This is a genomic window from Klebsiella sp. K47 (genome assembly GCF_051858335.1).
GTDB classification, from domain to species: domain Bacteria; phylum Pseudomonadota; class Gammaproteobacteria; order Enterobacterales; family Enterobacteriaceae; genus Klebsiella; species Klebsiella pneumoniae.
The window spans coordinates 101,827-120,474 of record NZ_JBPYUI010000016.1; the positions used below are offsets into that span (position 1 = coordinate 101,827).

14 protein-coding genes are annotated in these 18,648 nt (G+C 62.7%); 10 read left to right on the plus strand and 4 right to left on the minus strand.

The window, feature by feature from the left end:
* Positions 1-12 precede the first annotated feature (12 nt).
* Positions 13-354, plus strand: a complete 342-nt coding sequence (locus RRF55_RS16670; RefSeq protein WP_002893035.1) for a RamA family antibiotic efflux transcriptional regulator — start codon at positions 13-15, stop codon at positions 352-354.
* Positions 355-371: 17 nt separating this feature from the next.
* Here the strand turns inward: RRF55_RS16670 and RRF55_RS16675 are convergent, their stop codons facing one another.
* Entirely contained in the window at positions 372-620 is a 249-nt protein-coding gene (locus RRF55_RS16675; RefSeq protein WP_002893037.1) for a DUF1158 domain-containing protein, read from the minus strand.
* A gap of 502 nt (positions 621-1,122) precedes the next feature.
* Here RRF55_RS16675 and RRF55_RS16680 point away from each other — a divergent pair.
* From RRF55_RS16680 to RRF55_RS16690, 3 genes are read left to right on the plus strand one after another with little or no spacing between them, the layout of a single operon-like run.
* A complete protein-coding gene (locus RRF55_RS16680; protein WP_032419261.1) occupies positions 1,123-3,846 on the plus strand; it encodes a cation-transporting P-type ATPase in 2,724 nt (907 codons plus the stop codon).
* A 52-nt stretch (positions 3,847-3,898) separates the two neighbouring features.
* A complete protein-coding gene (locus RRF55_RS16685; RefSeq protein WP_064153156.1) occupies positions 3,899-4,978 on the plus strand; it encodes an efflux RND transporter periplasmic adaptor subunit in 1,080 nt (359 codons plus the stop codon).
* Positions 4,979-4,991: 13 nt separating this feature from the next.
* Positions 4,992-8,084, plus strand: a complete 3,093-nt coding sequence (locus RRF55_RS16690) for an efflux RND transporter permease subunit (RefSeq protein ID WP_004223499.1) — start codon at positions 4,992-4,994, stop codon at positions 8,082-8,084.
* A gap of 348 nt (positions 8,085-8,432) precedes the next feature.
* Here the strand turns inward: RRF55_RS16690 and RRF55_RS16695 are convergent, their stop codons facing one another.
* Positions 8,433-9,152 carry a phosphodiester glycosidase family protein gene (locus RRF55_RS16695; protein ID WP_004176956.1) on the minus strand — a complete coding sequence of 240 codons (720 nt, stop codon included), beginning with the start codon at positions 9,150-9,152 and terminating at the stop codon, positions 8,433-8,435.
* Positions 9,153-9,199: 47 nt separating this feature from the next.
* Positions 9,200-10,315: a YbdK family carboxylate-amine ligase gene (locus RRF55_RS16700; protein WP_004176954.1), complete on the minus strand. Its 1,116-nt coding sequence runs from the start codon at positions 10,313-10,315 to the stop codon at positions 9,200-9,202.
* Between the two features lie 326 nt (positions 10,316-10,641).
* Here RRF55_RS16700 and RRF55_RS16705 point away from each other — a divergent pair, with 326 nt between their 5' ends.
* The 6 genes from RRF55_RS16705 (at position 10,642) to RRF55_RS16730 (ending at position 17,584) form a co-directional block, all read left to right on the plus strand.
* The gene (locus RRF55_RS16705) at positions 10,642-12,309 is read left to right on the plus strand and encodes an ABC transporter substrate-binding protein (protein ID WP_004191441.1); all 1,668 of its coding nucleotides are present in this window, start codon (positions 10,642-10,644) and stop codon (positions 12,307-12,309) included.
* A gap of 18 nt (positions 12,310-12,327) precedes the next feature.
* Positions 12,328-13,281 (plus strand): ABC transporter permease, encoded by a 954-nt coding sequence (locus RRF55_RS16710; RefSeq protein ID WP_004178910.1) that lies wholly within the window; start codon positions 12,328-12,330, stop codon positions 13,279-13,281.
* A 2-nt stretch (positions 13,282-13,283) separates the two neighbouring features.
* Complete coding sequence (locus tag RRF55_RS16715; protein WP_032414654.1) at positions 13,284-14,177, plus strand: ABC transporter permease; 894 nt, start codon at positions 13,284-13,286, stop codon at positions 14,175-14,177.
* 3 nt (positions 14,178-14,180) lie between these two features.
* Positions 14,181-15,218 (plus strand): ABC transporter ATP-binding protein, encoded by a 1,038-nt coding sequence (locus RRF55_RS16720; RefSeq protein ID WP_004223507.1) that lies wholly within the window; start codon positions 14,181-14,183, stop codon positions 15,216-15,218.
* Positions 15,208-16,218: an ABC transporter ATP-binding protein gene (locus RRF55_RS16725; RefSeq protein WP_004191439.1), complete on the plus strand. Its 1,011-nt coding sequence runs from the start codon at positions 15,208-15,210 to the stop codon at positions 16,216-16,218. The genes RRF55_RS16720 and RRF55_RS16725 overlap by 11 nt, the downstream gene beginning before the upstream one ends.
* Before the next feature lie 97 nt (positions 16,219-16,315).
* Positions 16,316-17,584: a Zn-dependent hydrolase gene (locus RRF55_RS16730; protein ID WP_016532222.1), complete on the plus strand. Its 1,269-nt coding sequence runs from the start codon at positions 16,316-16,318 to the stop codon at positions 17,582-17,584.
* Between the two features lie 103 nt (positions 17,585-17,687).
* Here RRF55_RS16730 and RRF55_RS16735 read toward each other — a convergent pair whose 3' ends face one another.
* The gene (locus RRF55_RS16735; protein ID WP_032415645.1) at positions 17,688-18,596 is read right to left on the minus strand and encodes a DMT family transporter; all 909 of its coding nucleotides are present in this window, start codon (positions 18,594-18,596) and stop codon (positions 17,688-17,690) included.
* Between the last annotated feature and the right edge of the window lie 52 nt (positions 18,597-18,648).

Genomic DNA, 18,648 nt, shown 5'->3' on the forward strand with positions numbered 1-18,648 from the left:
AGGAGAGAGCATATGACGATTTCCGCTCAGGTGATTGATACTATCGTCGAGTGGATTGATGATAACCTGCATCAACCGCTGCGTATTGATGATATCGCTCGCCATGCCGGGTATTCGAAATGGCATCTGCAACGGCTGTTTTTACAGTACAAAGGGGAGAGCCTGGGGCGCTATATTCGCGAAAGGAAGCTGCTGCTGGCCGCCCGCGATCTGCGCGACACCGATCAGCGGGTCTACGATATCTGCCTCAAGTATGGCTTTGATTCGCAACAGACTTTTACCCGCGTCTTTACCCGGACCTTCAATCAGCCGCCGGGCGCCTACCGCAAAGAGAACCACAGTCGCGCCCACTGAGGCGCGCCTCTCCTGGTTTACCGCTCGAGGGAAAACCAGCGACGCCACACCCAGCGCAGCACCAGATACTCAATGGCGCCCAGCGCTAAGAACCACAGACAAAACAGCACCGTATAGAGCTGGTTGAGATCCATCATATGGAATGTCTCAACCAGCTTTTGCGCCAGCGTCAGGCCCAGCGAAGGCGCGGGCAACAGCAGACAGGAGAGCAGGGCCAGCAGTAAGATCCCGGCGGCGGAGAGCAGCGTTTCCAGTGGATGTTTCATGTCATGTTAATCATCAGTTAAAAAACATATTGTCCGGTAAAATAATGCTTAACGCAATATGCTTTGTTTTTTTACTCGCTATAACACGACTATTTTAAATATTATCGCCTGCCTTTCGCTCTCATGTTAATTAATCTGAAATAATTTGTAATTAAGTTAATTGCAGCCGGGTGTAAATTAACGTCATTATTATGCCAGCGCTTTTACAAAACTGTAAGTGCTATATCCCACCAGCGTAGCAATGATAATGGCTAGCGCGATGTACAGCGCCAGTCGGCGCCCGCGGTAGATTCCAAACATATTTTACCTCGTTTAGTTTTGGTTTATTAATATTCTGTAATAGTTGGTTTGTGGAATTAACTTATCACAAAATTTTTATTTTGCGAAAAATTTAGACTTGTATTAGTTCACATTTTTATCGGCATTTTTGCCCTCTTTTACTTCATTGGCCAGGAATGATTTCAGGCTTTCCGACTCACGGAATTTATAAGGAAAATGTAAATTGACCAAGATGAATAACCCAAAGTTTACGACGCCCTCGGGCGACACCGCGCCACGGCAGGTCTGGCAGCAGACCGTTGACGCAGTGCTGGCGCAGACCAAAAGCCAGGCCGCTGGGTTAAGTTCCGCAGACGCCGCCGAGCGCCTGAATACCTGTGGGCCGAATGCGCTGCCGGAAAAGAAAGGCAAACCGGGCTGGCTGCGCTTTCTCGCCCACTTTAACGACGTACTGATTTACGTGCTGCTGGCCGCCGCAGCGCTGACCGCCATCATGGGGCACTGGGTCGATACCCTGGTGATCCTCGGCGTGACGGTGATTAACGCCCTGATCGGCCATATCCAGGAGAGCAACGCCGAAAAATCGCTGCAGGGGATCCGCAACATGCTCTCCAGCGATGCCCGCGTCCAGCGTAACGGCAAGCATGAGACTATCCCGACGCGCGACCTGGTTCCGGGGGATATCGTTATCCTGCGCGCCGGCGACCGCGTGCCGGCGGATATGCGCCTGATTGAAACCCACAACCTGCGGGTGGAAGAGGCGATCCTCACCGGCGAGTCGACGGTGGTGGATAAAATCACCGACGCGCTGGAGGGCGATCTGCCGCTGGGCGACCGGGTGAACATGGTCTTCTCCGGGACCACCGTCAGCGCCGGCGGCGGCGTCGGCGTGGTGACCGCCACCGGCGCGCAGACCGAACTCGGCCATATCAACCAGATGATGGCGGGTATTGAGAAGCACCGTACCCCGCTGCTGGTGCAGATGGATAAGCTCGGCAAAGCGATTTTCGCCATTATTCTCGCCATGATGGTGGCGCTGTTTATCTTCAGCCTCGCGCTGCGGGATATCCCGATGGGCGAGCTGCTGCTGTCGCTGATTAGCCTGGCGGTAGCCGCGGTACCGGAAGGACTGCCGGCGATCATCTCGATTATTCTGTCGCTCGGCGTGCAGACGATGGCGCGCAAGCGGGCGATTATTCGTAAGCTGCCGACCGTGGAAACCCTCGGCGCCATGACCGTGGTCTGCTCGGATAAAACCGGCACCCTGACGATGAACGAAATGACCGTCAAAGCGATCATCACCGCCGACTGCTGCTATCGGGTGGAAGGCGACAGCTACGAGCCGCAGGGGCGGATCTTCCTCGAGGGGAGCGATGAGCCCGTGCAGGTTCAGCCCGGCACCGTGCTGGAGACCTGGCTGCGCACCATCGACCTGTGTAACGACAGCCAGCTTACCCAGGATGAGCGCGGTCTGTGGGGGATCACCGGCGGGCCGACCGAAGGGGCGCTTAAAGTGCTGGCGGCGAAAGCGCAGCTCCCGGCGGTGGAGGCCCGTCTGGTGGCCAAGATCCCCTTTGACTCGCAGTACAAATATATGTCGACCCTGCAGCACATCGATGGCGATGCCCGGGTGCTGATCACCGGTGCGCCGGACGTTATCTTCGCCATGTGCCGCGAGCAGATGAGCCGCCACGGCGCGGTGCCGTTCGAGGCGCAGTACTGGGAAGAGGAGATGGCGCGCTTCGCCCGTCAGGGACTGCGGATGGTGGCGGCGGCCTGTAAGCCGGCCAGCCTTGATGCCACCACCCTCAACCATGAGGACCTGCAGGAGGGACTGATTTTCCTCGGCATCGCCGGGATGATGGATCCCCCGCGTCCGGAAGCCATTGACGCCATCCACGCCTGCCAGACCGCCGGCATCCGTGTGAAAATGATTACCGGCGACCACCCGCAGACGGCGATGAGCATCGGCCAGATGCTGGGGATCACCAATAGCAGCCAGGCCATGACCGGCTACCAGCTGGAGCACATGGACGATGCGGCGCTGGCGAAGGCGGCGGTGGAGTACGACATCTTTGCCCGTACCAGCCCGGAGCATAAGCTGCGCCTGGTTAAAGCCCTGCAGGATAACGGCGAAGTGGTCGGCATGACCGGCGACGGCGTTAACGACGCGCCGGCGCTGCGCCAGGCCGACGTGGGTATCGCCATGGGTATCAAAGGCACCGAAGTCACCAAAGAGGCGGCCGACATGGTTTTGACCGATGACAACTTCGCCACCATCGCCAGCTCGGTAAAAGAGGGCCGTCGGGTCTATGACAACCTGAAGAAGACCATCCTCTTCATCATGCCGACCAACCTGGCGCAGGGGCTGCTGATCATCATCGCCCTGCTGGCGGGGAACATTATTCCGCTGACCCCGGTGCTGATCCTGTGGATGAACATGGCGACGTCGGCGACGCTCTCCTTCGGCCTGGCCTTTGAGGCCGCAGAGCGCAACGTGATGAACCGTCCGCCGCGTAAAACCGGCCAGCATGTGATGGATGGTTTCGCCGTGTGGCGAGTGGCTTTCGTCGGGTCGATGATCGCGATTGCCGCCTTTATCCTTGAGGCCTGGCTGGCGCCGCGCGGCCACAGTCCGGAGTTTATCCGCACCGTGCTGCTGCAGATGCTGGTGACGGCGCAGTGGGTCTACATGATCAACTGCCGCAGCAGCGACAGCTTCTCCCTGAGCATGGGTCTGCTGCGCAACAAAGGCATCTGGCTGGTCACCGGCGTCCTGCTGCTGATGCAGCTGGTCATTATCTATGTCCCGCTGATGCAGAGCATGTTTGGTACGGAAGCGCTGCCGCTGCGCTACTGGTTTGTCACTCTGGTCATCGGCGTCGCCATGTTCCTGGTGGTGGAAGTCGAGAAGCGTCTGACGCGCCGGTTCCGCAAAACGGCCTGAACAATCTCGCGCGCCTCGCTGCAGGCGCGCGTTACTGTCGCAAGGATCCTCTATGATTAAAACCTTCCGCTTTGCTCTGCTGGTCTGCGGTCTGGTCGTCGGCGCCCTGACGGCGACCGCCGCGCCGGCGGTGCCGGTCCGCGTCGCCACGGTTGAACTGGCTCCTCATGCTGAAGAACGCGCTATCCCCGGGCGGGTCGAGGCGATCCGCGCCGTCGACATTCGCGCGCGCACCGAAGGGGTGATTGTTCAGCGCCACTTCCAGGACGGCCAGTATGTTACCGAAGGCGACCTGCTGTTTACCCTCGACGACGCGCAGCCCCGCGCGGCGCTGGCTCTGGCGCAGGCCGAGCTGAAAAGCGCCGAAGCCTCATTACGTCAGTCGCAGCAGTTGCTCACTCGCTACGAGCGGCTTATCAACAACCACTCCATCAGCCGCAACGACGTCGATACGGCCCGGATGCAGCGCGACGTCGCCGCCGCTGCCGTACAGCAGGCCAAAGCCCGCGTCGAGGCCCAGCAGATTGTGCTCAGCTACACTCAGATTGCGGCGCCGGTGACCGGTCGCGTGGGACATAGCGCCTTTCATGTCGGGACGCTGGTCAATTCGTCCAGCGGCGTGCTGGTGGACATTGTGCAGTTGGATCCGGTGCGGGTCTCGTTCGCCCTCGACGAAGCCGCGTTTTTCAGCAAAACCGGCCAGCACGCCGATATCCACGCTCTGAAGCAGGCGTGGCTGGCGCAGATTGAGGTTGATGGTAAACGGCGCGACGGGGTGTTGACCTCTATCGATAACCGGATCGACGCCCGCACCGGCAGCGTAGCGGTGCGGGCCGAGTTTGCCAATCCGCAGCACCGTTTGCTGCCGGGCGGCAGCGTGACGATCCTGTTCCGTCCGCAGGAACTGCCGTCGCGAGTGATGGTCCCGGCCGCCGCCGTGCAGCAGGATCCGCAGGGCTTTTTCAGCTGGGTGCTGAAGCCGGACCACACCGCCGGGCAGCGTCGTCTGACCCTCGCGGGGCAGCAGGGGCAGCAGTTTGCGGTCGAGAAAGGGCTGCAGGCGGGCGAGCAGGTGATCACCGACGGCGCGCAGCGGTTGCGCGAAGGCGCCGCGGTGCAGGTGCTGAACTAGCTAAGGAGAAGGGATGCTGACCTTTTTTATCCGTCGTCCGCGATTTGCCATGGTGATCGCGCTGCTGCTGACCTTTGTCGGCGCGGTGTCGCTGAAGCTGATCCCGGTGGAGCAGTACCCGGCGATCACCCCCCCGGTGGTGAACGTCAGCGCCAGCTGGCCGGGCGCCAGCGCGTCAGACGTGGCGGAAGCCATCGCCGCCCCGCTGGAGACCCAGCTCAACGGCGTCGATCATATGCTGTATATGGAGTCCACCAGCTCGGATGAGGGGACGTACCGCCTGAGCATAACCTTCGCGGCGGGCACCGATGCCGACCTGGCGGCGATCGACGTGCAAAACCGGGTGGCGCAGGCGCTGGCGCAGCTCCCGGCGGAGGTGCAGCAGAATGGCGTCCAGGTGCGCAAGCGCGCCAGCAATCTGCTTATGGGGGTAAGCCTCTACTCGCCGCTGGGCACGCTGTCGCCGCTGTTTGTCAGCAACTACGCCAGCACCCAGGTGCGCGAGGCGCTGGCCCGCCTGCCCGGCGTCGGCGAGGTGCAGATGTTTGGCGCCCGGGATTACAGCATGCGTCTCTGGCTGCGCCCGGACCGCATGAACGCGCTCAACATCACCACGGATGATGTCGCCCAGGCGCTGCGCGAGCAGAATGTGCAGGGCGCGGCGGGGCAGGTGGGCACCCCGCCGGTATTTAACGGCCAGCAGCAGACGCTGACCATCAACGGGCTGGGGCGTCTGAACGAGGCGGCCAGCTTTGGCGAGATTATTATCCGCCGCGGCGCGCAGGGGCAGCTGGTGCGCCTCGCCGACGTGGCGACCATTGAGCTGGGCGCCCGCAGCTACAGCTCCGGCGCCCAGCTGAACGGTAAAGCGTCGGCCTATCTGGGGATCTATCCGACGCCCACCGCCAACGCCCTGCAGGTCGCCAGCGCAGTGCGTGCGGAGCTTAACCGCCTGCACACTCGCTTTCCGGCGGATCTCACCTGGGAGGTGAAGTTTGATACCACCCGCTTTGTGGCGGCGACGATCAAAGAGATCGGCGTCTCGCTGGCGCTGACCCTGCTGGCGGTGGTCGTGGTGGTGTCGCTATTTTTGCAGAGCTGGCGGGCGACGCTGATCGTAGTGCTGGCGATCCCGGTGTCACTGATCGGCACCTTTGCGGTGCTCTATCTGCTGGGCTACAGCGCCAACACCCTCAGCCTGTTCGCGATCATTCTCGCCCTGACGATGGTGGTGGATGACGCCATTGTGGTGGTGGAGAATGTGGAAACCAAAATGGCGGAAGGGCTGGATCGCCTGCAGGCCACCGCCCAGGCGCTGCGGCAGATCGCCGGGCCGGTGATCGCCACGACCCTGGTGCTGCTGGCGGTGTTTGTGCCGGTGGCGCTGCTCCCGGGGATCGTCGGCGAGCTGTACCGGCAGTTTGCCGTGACGCTCTCCACCGCGGTGGCCCTGTCGAGCCTGGTGGCGTTAACCCTGACTCCGGCCCTCTGCGCGCTGCTGCTGCGCCCGCGTCCCGCCCGGCCGGCGGCGGTGTGGCGGGCGTTTAACCGTCTTCTCGACGGCACCCGCGACGGCTATGGCCGGCTGGTAGGCTGGATGAACCGCCGTCCCTGGCTGGCGCTGGCGGCGACGGTGGCGGCAGGCGCGCTGGTGGCGTTCAGCTTCACCTCGATGCCGAAAGGCTTCCTGCCGCAGGAAGATCAGGGTTACCTGTTTGCCAGCGTGCAGCTGCCGGAGGCGGCGTCGCTGGAGCGTACCGAAGCGGTGATGGCCCAGGCGCGCAAGCTGCTGATGGCTAACCCGGCGGTGGAGGATGTGATTCAGGTGTCCGGGTTCAACATTCTCAACGGCACCAGCGCCTCTAACGGCGGGTTTATCTCGGTAATGCTCAAGGACTGGCATCAGCGGCCGCCGCTGGATGCGGTGATGGCGGATATTCAGCGCCAGCTGCTGTCGCTACCCGAGGCGACGATCATGACCTTCGCGCCGCCGACCCTGCCGGGCCTGGGCAATGCCTCGGGGTTTGATCTGCGCATCCTGGCGCAGGCCGGTCAGTCGTCGGCGGAGCTGGAGCAGGTGACGCGGCAGATCCTCCAGCTGGCGAACCAGCATTCGCAGCTGAGCCGGGTGTTTACCACCTGGAGCAGCAACGTGCCGCAGCTGACCCTGACGGTCGACCGCGACCGGGCGGCGCTGCTGGATGTGCCGGTGGCGCAGATCTTCAGCAGCCTGCAGACGGCGTTCGGCGGCACGCGCGCCGGCGATTTCAGCCGTAACAATCGTGTCTATCATGTGGTGATGCAAAATGAGATGCAGTGGCGTGAGCGGGCTGAGCAGATTAGCGAGCTGTACGTCCGCAGCCGCGACGGCGAGCGGGTGCGGCTGAGCAATCTGGTCACCATTACGCCGACGGTGGGGGCGCCGTTTATTCAGCAGTACAATCAGTTCCCGTCCGTGTCGGTGAGCGGTTCAGCGGCCGAGGGGGTCAGCAGCCGCACGGCGATGGCGGCCATGGAGCAGATTCTGCAGGCCCATCTGCCGTCGGGATATGATTATGCCTGGAGCGGGATCTCCTGGCAGGAGCAGCAGACCGGCAATCAGGCGGTGTGGATCGTGCTGGCGGCGGTGGCGATGGCGTGGCTGTTCCTGGTGGCGCAGTATGAGAGCTGGACGCTGCCGGCGAGCGTCATGCTCTCGGTGCTGTTCGCCATCGGCGGAGCGCTGCTCTGGCTGTGGACCGCGGGCTATGCCAACGATGTGTATGTTCAGATAGGGCTGGTGCTGCTGATCGCCCTGGCGGCGAAGAATGCGATTCTGATCGTTGAGTTCGCCCGCAGCCGGCGCGAGGAGGGGCTGTCGATAGTCGACGCTGCGCGCGAGGGGGCTACCCGCCGCTTCCGCGCGGTAATGATGACCGCGGTGTCATTTATTATCGGCATCATGCCGATGATGCTCGCCACCGGCGCCGGGGCGCAGAGCCGGCGGATCATCGGCACCACGGTGTTCAGCGGGATGCTGGTGGCGACGATGGTTGGCATCCTGTTTATCCCCTCGCTGTATGTACTGTTTCAGCGTATGCGCGAGTGGGCGCATCGGCGGGGCTAAGCGCGGCGCTACCGGTCGGTAACGGGGATACTCCAGGCTGCAACGACTACCGGGCGGTCCCCTCTCCCTTTGGGAGAGGGGTAGGGTGAGGGTGGGTTTTGCGTTCACGTTGCGTTTGGGCGTGAGCCCCGCCTTATCTGCCGACCTCCGGTTCGCCGATTTCAGCGGGAATCAGCCCTGCTGCACGCCCGTAGATTTCAGGAGCCACACCATAGCGAACAGACTCTGTAGGCCCGGTAAGCGCAGCGCCACCGGGCAAGGACATCGGGCACGGCGGCAATACCTTGCCCGGCCTGTCGTTAATTTATTCACTCTCGTGGCTGGAATGGCCGCCCCCAAACGCGCCCGCTATTTTCTCTCCACCGTTATCATGGTCACGAACGGATGATACTGCCACGGCACGCTGCCGCCTTTGCGGTACATCTTCGACAGGGTGCCGTCGAGATAAAGCATCTGCCGCACGCCAAGCTTTGACTGCGCATAGCAGGCAAAATCGTAAAAGTTGGTCTCGCGATCGCTGAGCATAAATACCACCCGGCCCTGCTTATCGATACCAACCCCGTTGCGCAGCTTGCGCGAACTGGCGGAGGGCTTCAGTCGCCAGTTGATGACGCCATTTTCAATCAGCATCGGGCCGGACTGCACCGCATAGCGGATGGCGGGAGAGGGTTTGTACGCCGGCAGCGGCACGATTTTCGCCCGGCCGTTTTCCACCAGGAATACGCCGCCGGGGCGGATAAAGAAGTTCCCGCCGCCGGCGGAGCGGTTTACCGGCGTCAGCCGTTTGCCGTCTTCGATATACAGCCCCAGCGGCGCGTAGGCCTTATCGTAAATGCCGCCGTTCATCGCCATCTGCACCCGGCCGTCGCCATCGATACCCGCCAGCAGCGAACGCAGGGAACCCCAGGCTTTGCCGTGCCGATCCTGCCAGTACATCGCAATGCGCTCTTTCTGCGCATCCACCCGATAGCTCTGCAGGGTCAGCGTCGGGTCGGTGAGGGTACAGGCGGCGCTGGCGACGGCGGCCAGGGGCAGCAGCGCCAGAGGGAGCAGGCAACGTAATAACATGGGCAGTCCTTTCTATAGTCTGCGCCGAGTATACCCGCCTCGCTACCTTATGCCGCCCAAATCTCACAGTGTTTTTGCACCAGCCCGGAAAGCGAACCGCCGTTGGCGATAAAGTCGCGCATCTGCTGCGCCTCGCTGTGCGGCGATTTCGCCTGGCGAACCACCGCCTCCAGCGCTGCCGTCGCCTTCAGCTGATGGGCGAAAGGGGCCAGCCGGTCGGCGAGCTGCAGGATCTCCTGGCGGATGCTGCGCTGCTCCCCGCTGCGCACGTCGGTGAGGGTCCCGTCCAGCCCGTAGCGGCAGGCCTGATAGCGGTTAAAGGGGTACAGCAGATAATCATCAGGCTGGTGCTTAAAAGGACGCTCCGTCAACAGCCAGCAGGCCAGGGTCTGAATAAAGCCGGCGATGTGGATCGCCTGGGCAAGGGTCAAGGGGGTGTCCATCACCCGCACCTCGACGGTACCAAACTGCGGGCTGGGACGAATATCCCAGTGCAGATCCTTCATGCTATCGATCATGCTGGTGTAGCTCAGCTGGCGGAACAGGCGACGAAACCCCTGCCAGTCGGCCACCCACGGCATCGGACCGTTGTCGGGATAGGAGGAGAAGCGGTTCAGGCGCGAACAGGCGAAGCGGCTGTCGGTGCTGTCGAACCACGGTGAGGCGGCGTTAAGGGCGATGAAGTGCGGTACAAAGCGCGACAGGCCATGCAGCAGATAGATGGCGTCGTCGCCGCTCTGGCAGCCGACGTGCACATGCTGGCCAAAGACCGTCGCCTGCTGCGCCAGATAGCCAAAATGCTCGACGGTTTTGACATAGCGCGGGTTATCGCTGATTTGCTGGCGCTGCCAGGCATGAAAGGGATGGGAACCCCCGCCGCAGATCTGCAGATGATGGCGCAGCGCCGCGCGCTGGACCGCCTGCTGGATGGCGCTGAGCTGGATTTGCGCATGGCTGATGTCGCGGCACACCCCGGTGGCGATCTCCAGCATGCTCTCGGTGATGTCGTGTTTGGCTTCTCCCACGGTCAGCTCATGCTGGACGTCGGCAATCAGCGTCGAGGCATCCTGGCTGAGGTCGTAACCCGGCGGGTTCACCACCTGCAGCTCCAGTTCGATACCGAGGGTAAAAGGATCGGAGCGGTGAAAATCGGCTAAAGGCATAGTCTCTCCCGGTCGATGTGTTCCCTGAAGTATAGAAGGGATTGATCCCGACGGAGAATACGCGGCGGCGGTGGACGGGGGATGAATAAAAAGTGACGCAGAGTGATTATTTGAAATTTGCCATATAGCGGCTGGTGCAATTCTGCAACATATTTCCCGCTGGCGGTGCGGCGGAATAAGGCGCAATTATTTTCCCATAATTATCATGGTGATAATATAAGTCATTCTTATTTTACCGGTCGGTTTTGACCTATTTTCGTCCGCGTAAGAGCTGGTACGCATTTTGCCTGTTAATCCGTGACATTTTATTTAACAGGGATCATGTGATGCACAAAAAGACGTTATTTTCGCGTGCCGGTCGTCTCGCCGTGGCGGTGAGCGGCGCACTGGCCCTGGCGGGCGCCGCCTTACCTGCCAACGCCTCCACGCTGCGGATCGCCATGACCGCCGCGGATATTCCGTTAACCCTTGGCCAGCCGGATCAAGGCTATGAGGGCAACCGCTTTACCGGCATCCCGCTGTACGACGCGCTGGTGGAGTGGGATCTGTCGCAAGGTGAAAAGCCCAGCGGTCTGGTGCCGGGGCTGGCGACCGAGTGGCACATCGATCCGCAGAATACCAGCCGCTGGATTTTCACCCTGCGTCCGGGGGTGAAGTTTCATGATGGGACGGAGGTGAACGCCGACGCCATCGTCTGGAACGTGGATAAGGTACTGAATAAAGCGGCGCCGCAGTACGCCCCGGGTCAGATCGGCAACACCCTGTCGCGCATGCCGACCCTCACCGGCGCAGAGAAAATTGACGACCACACCGTGGCGCTGACCACCTCGGAACCGGATGCGCTGCTGCCGTACAACATCACCAACCTGTTTATCGTCTCGCCGACGGCGTGGCAGAAGCAGTATGACGCGGTGCCGGCCAGCGTGGGAGATAGCGCCGCGCGCAGCAAACAGGCGTGGACCGCCTTCGCCGCCCACGCGGTGGGTAGCGGCCCGTTCAAACTGGAGAAGCTGGTGCCGCGTCAGCAGCTGATCCTCGATAAAAACCCCGACTACTGGAACAAAGATCGCATTCCCCGGGTGGATAAAGTGGTGCTGATCCCCTTGCCGGAGGCCAACGCCCGTACCGCGGCGCTGTTGTCGAAGCAGGTGGACTGGATTGAAGCCCCGGCGCCGGACGCCATCGATCAGATCAAGTCTCAGGGTTTTCACCTCTACGCCAACACCCAGCCGCATCTGTGGCCCTGGCAGTTCTCCTTTGAAAAAGGATCGCCGTGGCAGGACATCCGCGTGCGCAAAGCGGCCAACTTGTGTCTGAACCGTGCTGAGCTGAAGAGCTACCTCGGCGGCTATATGACCGAGGCCACTGGGGTCTACGAGGCTGACAGCCCGTGGCATGGCAAACCCACCTTCCAGATCAAATATGACCCGGACGCCGCCCGCCAGCTAATGACCGAGGCCGGATACAGTGCCAGCAAACCGCTGCACGTCACGGTGGCTACCTCGGCCTCCGGCTCCGGGCAGATGCAGCCCTTGCCGATGAACGAGTATATCCAGCAGAGCCTGAAGAGCTGCTTCTTCAATGTGGATATCAAAGTGGTGGAATGGAACACCCTGTTTACCAACTGGCGCCTGGGCGCCCGGGACCCCTCGGCGAAAGGGATCGATGCGATCAACGTCAGCGCCGCGGTTAACGATCCTTACTTTGGCCTGATCCGCTTCTCGACGGCCAAAGCGTTTCCGCCGGTGGCGACCAACTGGGGTTACTTTTCCACGCCGGAGACGGAGAAGCTGGCCGCCGCCGTCAAGCACGCCTTTACCCCGGCGGAGATGAACAAAGCGGCCGGTGAGTTGCACGCCGCGCTGGTGGATCAGGTGCCATTCCTGTTTGTCGCCCACGACGTCGGGCCGCGTGCGATTTCCCCTGCGGTGACCGGGGTGGTGCAACCGCAGAGCTGGTTTATCGACCTCAGCCTGGTGAGCAAAAAAGAGTAATCGCGAAAGGGGCGACCGATGATCAATACGCTGCTATACCGCATTCTGCTGGCTATCCCCACCATGCTGGGGGTGGCGGTGATCTGTTTCATGCTGGTGCAGATCGCCCCGGGCGACCCGCTGGTGTCGGTGATGCCGCCGGACGCCTCGGAGGCGCTGCGTCAGACATTAATGCAGGCTTACGGCTTTGATAAGCCGCTGCCCCTGCAGTTTATCCACTGGCTGTGGCGGGCGCTGCACGGCGACCTTGGTATGTCGGTCGCCACCGGCCGCCCGGTGATAGACGAAGTGATGACCGCGGTGGCTTACTCTCTGCGCCTGGCGCTGCTGGCGACGGCGATCGGTTTTGTCCTCGGCAGCCTGTTCGGCTTTGTCGCTGGCTATTTTCGCAACAGCGTCATTGACCGTCTGGCCTCGGTATTGTCGGTGTTTGGCGTCAGCGTGCCGCACTACTGGCTGGGGATGCTGCTGGTGATCCTCTGCAGCGTCAAGTTCGCGCTGCTGCCGGCCACCGGCGGCGGGCCGATAGGCGAGGTGGGCTGGCAATGGGACTGGGCGCACCTGCAGTTCATGCTGCTGCCGGCCCTCACCCTGTCGGTGATCCCGACCGGGATTATCGCCCGCACCGTGCGCTCGCAGGTGGCCGATATCCTCAGCCAGGAGTTTATCGTTGGCCTGCGCGCCCGCGGGCTCAACGAGTCGCGCATCTTTGTCCATGTCATGAAAAATGCCGCGCCCACCGCGCTGGCGGTGATGGGGCTGCAGGTGGGCTATCTGATGGGCGGCTCGATCCTTGTGGAGACCGTTTTCTCCTGGCCGGGAACCGGATTGCTGCTCAATACCGCCATTTTTCAGCGCGACCTGCCCCTGCTGCAGGGCACCATCTGGGTGCTGGCGCTGTTTTTCGTGCTGCTCAACCTGCTGGTGGATATTCTGCAGACCACCCTCGACCCGCGTATTAAGAGGAGCTGACCATGGTGGATACAGCAACGACGAAAGCGGTCCCGGCCGCAGCGGCCCACGCTTCCCGGCAAGGTTACTGGCGCGGCGTGCTGCGCCGCCTACTGCGCGACCCCGGCGGGGTGGTGGTGGGCGTGGTGATCCTCCTGCTGCTGGCCCTGGCGCTGTTCGGTCCGTGGCTTATCGTCAAAGATCCCTATCAAACGTCGATGTTCCTGCGCCTGAAACCCATCGGCAGCGATGGCTTCCCGCTGGGCTCGGATGAGCTGGGACGCGACATGCTGTCGCGGCTGATCCTTGGCACCCGACTGTCGCTGTTTATGGGAATTGTCCCGGTGGTGTTCGCCTTTTTTATCGGCGGGGCCATCGGGATTATCGCCGGCTATACGGGCGGCAAAACCAATACCGTGATTATGCGCACCGTGGATGTGTTCTATGCCTTTCCCTCCGTCCTGCTGGCGATTGCGCTGTCGGGAGCGTTGGGGGCGGGCATCGGCAATGCGCTGTTGTCGCTGACCCTCGTGTTTGTCCCGCAGGTGGCGCGGATTGCCGAGAGCGTGACCGCCCAGGTGCGGCATATGGACTATATCGACGCCGCCCGGGCCACTGGCGCCAACGCGTTGACCATTATCCGCGTCCAGGTGTTGGGCAACGTGCTCGGGCCGATCTTCGTCTTCTCCACCGGGCTGATTTCGGTGTGCATGATCCTCGCCTCCGGCCTGTCGTTTCTCGGCCTCGGCGTGCGGCCGCCGGAGCCCGAGTGGGGGCTGATGCTCAATACGCTGCGCACGGCAATCTATACCCAGCCGTGGGTGGCCGCCCTGCCGGGCCTGATGATTTTTATCACCTCCATTTCGTTCAATATCCTCGCGGACCGCCTGCGTGCGGCAATGGCGATTAAGGAGTAAGCGATGCAACCCTTTATCAATATCGACCTTGGCGGGCCGGCGCAGCCGCTGCTGAAGGTCAATCACCTGCTGAAGTACTTTCGCGGCGGCAAAGGCCGGGAGGTGGTGCAGGCGGTGGACGATATCAGCTTCACGGTGATGAAAGGCGAAACCCTGGGGGTGGTCGGCGAGTCGGGCTGCGGCAAATCGACCACCGCCCGGCTGCTGATGCAGTTGCTCACCCAGGACAGCGGCGAACTGATCTTCGACGGACAGGGGGTCGGCTCGTCACGTCTGCCGCTGAAAGCCTACCGTCGCCAGGTGCAGATGGTTTTCCAGGATAGCTATGCTTCGCTCAATCCGCGCCTGACCATGGAGGAGAGCATCGCCTTCGGCCAGCGCGTCCACGGCGTCAGCGCCAGAGAGGCCAGCGAATATGCCCGCTATCTGCTGGCGCACGTTGGCCTTGAGCCGGCGCGCTTTGCCGACCGCTACCCGCATGCGCTCTCCGGCGGCCAGCGGCAGCGGGTGAATATCGCCCGCGCGCTGGCGATGAAGCCGCGGCTGGTGATCCTCGATGAGGCAGTGTCGGCGCTGGATAAATCGGTGGAAGCCCAGGTGCTGCAGCTGCTGCAGGAGCTTAAACGGACTCTCGAGCTGACCTACGTGTTCATCAGCCACGATCTGCACGTGGTTCGCTGGCTGTCGGATCGGATCCTCGTCATGTACCTTGGCGAAGTGGTGGAGATTGGCCCGGCGGAGCAGCTGTTTACCGCCTCCGCCCACCCCTATACCCGGGCGCTGTTAAGCTCGATGCCCTCCATGGACCCGGAAAACCGCACCCTGACCTCGCCGCTAAGCGGCGATCCCCCCAGCCCCATCGCGCCGCCGAGCGGCTGCCGCTTTCACACCCGCTGCCCGCATGCGAAGGCGGTCTGCGCCGAGGTGAAACCGCGGCTGGAGGCGGTCGGGGAGGGGCACCAGAGCGCCTGCCTGATGGCGCAGCCGGCCTCGCCCTGGCATCAAAGCATCCCCCTTAAGGAGGTCAGCCATGTCGGATAACGCCTTTGTCCATGTGCGCGACCTGCGGGTCGTCTTTCGCCGCGACGGACAGACCATCAACGCGGTCAACGGGGTCTCCTTTGAGGTACAAAAGGGGGAGGTGATGGCGCTGATTGGCGAGTCGGGTTCCGGCAAGAGCGTGACCCTGCGGGCGCTGATGCGCCTGCACCCGCCAGGGAGCAGTGAGCTCTCCGGCACCCTGCAGGTGGGGGACGACGAGGTGCTGACGATGAGCGCCAGCCAGCTGCGGCGCTATCGCGGCGGACGCTGCGCGATGATTTTTCAGGAGCCGCTGCTGGCCTTCGATCCGGTCTACACCGTCGGGCAGCAGATTATTGAAGGGTTGCGCCGCCACGAAGGGCTGTCGCGCCAGGCGGCCCGGGACAGGGCGCTGGAGGCCCTGCGCCAGGTGCGCATTCCCAGCCCCGAGCGGCGGCTGGATGCTTACCCGCACGAGATGTCCGGCGGAATGCGCCAGCGGGCGATGATCGCCCTTGCGCTCTCCTGTAACCCGCAGCTGCTGCTGGCGGATGAGCCGACCACCGCCCTCGACGCCACGGTGCAAATCCAGATCCTGATCCTGCTGCGCGAGCAGCAAAAGCAGCGCGGGCTGTCGATCGTGTTTGTGACCCACGATATCGGCGCCGCGGTGGAGATCGCCGACCGGGTGGCGGTGATGTACGCCGGGCGGATCGTCGAGGAAGCGTCGATGAGCGAGATCCTGCGCCACCCGCGCCATCCTTATACCCAGGTGCTGCTGGGCAGTCGGCCGAAAGAGGGGCTTAAGAAAGGTGATGCCCTGCACTGCATTCCCGGCGCGCCGCCGGATCTGGCGCGCTTGCCGCCCGGCTGCGCCTTTGCCGAGCGCTGCCCGCACCGTCGCCCGGTCTGTGAGCAGAGTCTGCCGCCGACGGAATCCGTCGCGGAGCGCCACGCGGTGAGTTGCCACCGCTGGCGCGAGCTGGCGATTGACGCTAACGCCCAGGCCCTGGCCGTCTGATCGGCGGCAAAAAACCATACAGGATGAAGACCAGGCGTTGATAGCGCATTCCCACCGCCGGTTACGCTGGCGGCGACCTTGATGTCAGGAGACTACCATGAGCAGTGATGTACTTTTTACCCCCGCGACCGACACCACCGGCTGGCGCATCAATGGCGACCGCCTGTGGGCGTCGTTAATGGATCTCGCGCAGATCGGCGCCACGCCGAAGGGCGGCTGCCGCCGTCTGACCCTCACCGACCTCGACCGCCAGGGGCGGGACAAGGTAATAGGCTGGGCGCGGGAGGCCGGGATGAGCGTCACCATCGATAAAATCGGCAATGTGTTTATGCGCCGGGAAGGCCGCAACCCCGGCCTGCCGCCCATCGTCTCCGGCAGCCATATTGACACCCAGCCCACCGGCGGCAAATTTGACGGCAACTACGGCGTGCTGGCGGCGCTGGAGGTGGTGCGCACGCTCAACGATCTGCAGATTGCCACCGACGCGCCGATTGAGGTGGTGTTCTGGACCAACGAAGAGGGGTCGCGCTTTGTACCGGTGATGATGGGCTCCGGGGTCTTTGCCGGCGTCTTCCCGCTGGAAGAGACCTGGGCCGTCACGGATAAAGAGGGTGTCAGCGTCGGCGAGGCGCTGGAGCAGATCGGCTATATCGGCGAGCAGACCCCGGGGGACCATCCCATCGGCGCCTATTTTGAGGCGCACATTGAGCAGGGGCCGATTCTCGAAGATGAAGCGAAAACCATCGGTATCGTGCAGGGCGTGCTGGGGATCCGCTGGTACGACTGCGTGGTCACCGGCCAGGCCTCGCACGCCGGACCCACGCCGATGCGCCTGCGTCAGGATGCCCTGCAGGTGGCGACCCGCATTATGCAGGAAGTGGTGGCCATTGCCGGGCGCAGCGAAGAGGGACGCGGCACGGTCGGTAGCGTGCAGGTGTGGCCCAACAGCCGCAACGTGGTGCCCGGGGAGGTCACCTTCTCCATTGATATGCGCAATCTCAGCGATGCGCTGGTGGACGAGATGGATCGCCAGCTGCGGGCGTTTATCGCGGAGGTTGAGCGGGAGAGCGGTCTGCAGGTGGCCCTGAAGCAGGTAAGCCACTATCCGGCGGCGCCGTTCGATGCCGAATGCCAGCAGGCCATTGCCGATGCCGCGCAGCGGCTGGGCTATCCGGCGCGGCCGATCGTCTCCGGCGCCGGGCATGACGCAGTGTATATGAGCTACCTGGCGCCCACCGGGATGATTTTTATCCCCTGCAAGGACGGGATCAGCCATAACGAAATTGAGTATGCCTCGCCGGAGCACGTCGCCGCCGGCGCCAACGTGCTGCTGCAGGTGATGCTTCAGTACGCGCGGCCGGTGTAGACGGTCGTCCTCCCCGGCGACGCGACCTCCAGCCGTTTATCATGCTGTCGCCCGGGTAAGGCGGTTACACCGCCGCGACCCGGGACGGCGGATGACGGGGCGGTCAATCATGGCTCCCGCTCCCTGCGACAACCCGCTGACGGCCAAATTTGCGCGAGCCCACCACGCACAGCACCACGCCCAGCGTAACCGCCAGCATCAAGGGGCTGACGGTTTCGTGCAACAGCGCCGCCGACAGGCCAAGCCCGAAGAACGGCTGCAATAGCTGGAGCTGGCCGACGGCGGCGATCCCGCCCGCGGCCAGCCCTTTGTACCAGAAGATGAAACCGATCAGCATGCTGAAGAGCGACACATAGCCGAGCGCCGCCCAGGAGGAGGCCGATATGGCATGCCAGGACGCGGGCTGAACCATCAGCGAGGCGGGGAGCATCAACGGCAGGGCTATCACCAGCGCCCAGCAGATCACCTGCCAGCCGCCGAGCTCCCGCGTCAGCTTTGCCCCTTCCGCATAGCCGAGGCCGCAGGCGATAACCGCCGCCAGCATCAGCAGATCGCCGCTGAGTGAGGCCGCCGCACTTTGCGTCAGGGCGAATCCCACCACCAGCAGGCTGCCCAGCAGCGAAAAGATCCAGAAAGCCCGCCGCGGGCGTTCGCCGCCGCGCAGTACGCCGAAGAGGGCGGTCATCAGCGGCAGCAGGCCAATAAACACAATCGAATGCGCCGAGGTAATGCGCTGCAGGGCCAGCGCCGTGAGCAGGGGAAAGCCGATCACCACCCCTGATGAGACGATGATCAAGGGCACAAGCTGCGCCAGGCGCGGGCGTTTCTGGCGAAAGCCGACCAGCAGCGCGACGGCAAGCAGCCCGGCGATGGAGGCGCGCAGAAAGGTCAATAAGAACGGATCCATATCCTGCACCGCCAGCCGCGTCGCGGGCAGCGACCCGCTAAAAATAATCACCCCCAGTAAACCATGAAGCCATCCGGACCAGGGACCGGGCACCGATTTATCCAGTGTTGAATCTACCACGTTAACCTCGCGTTATCAGATGTGCTGTGCCCGCTTG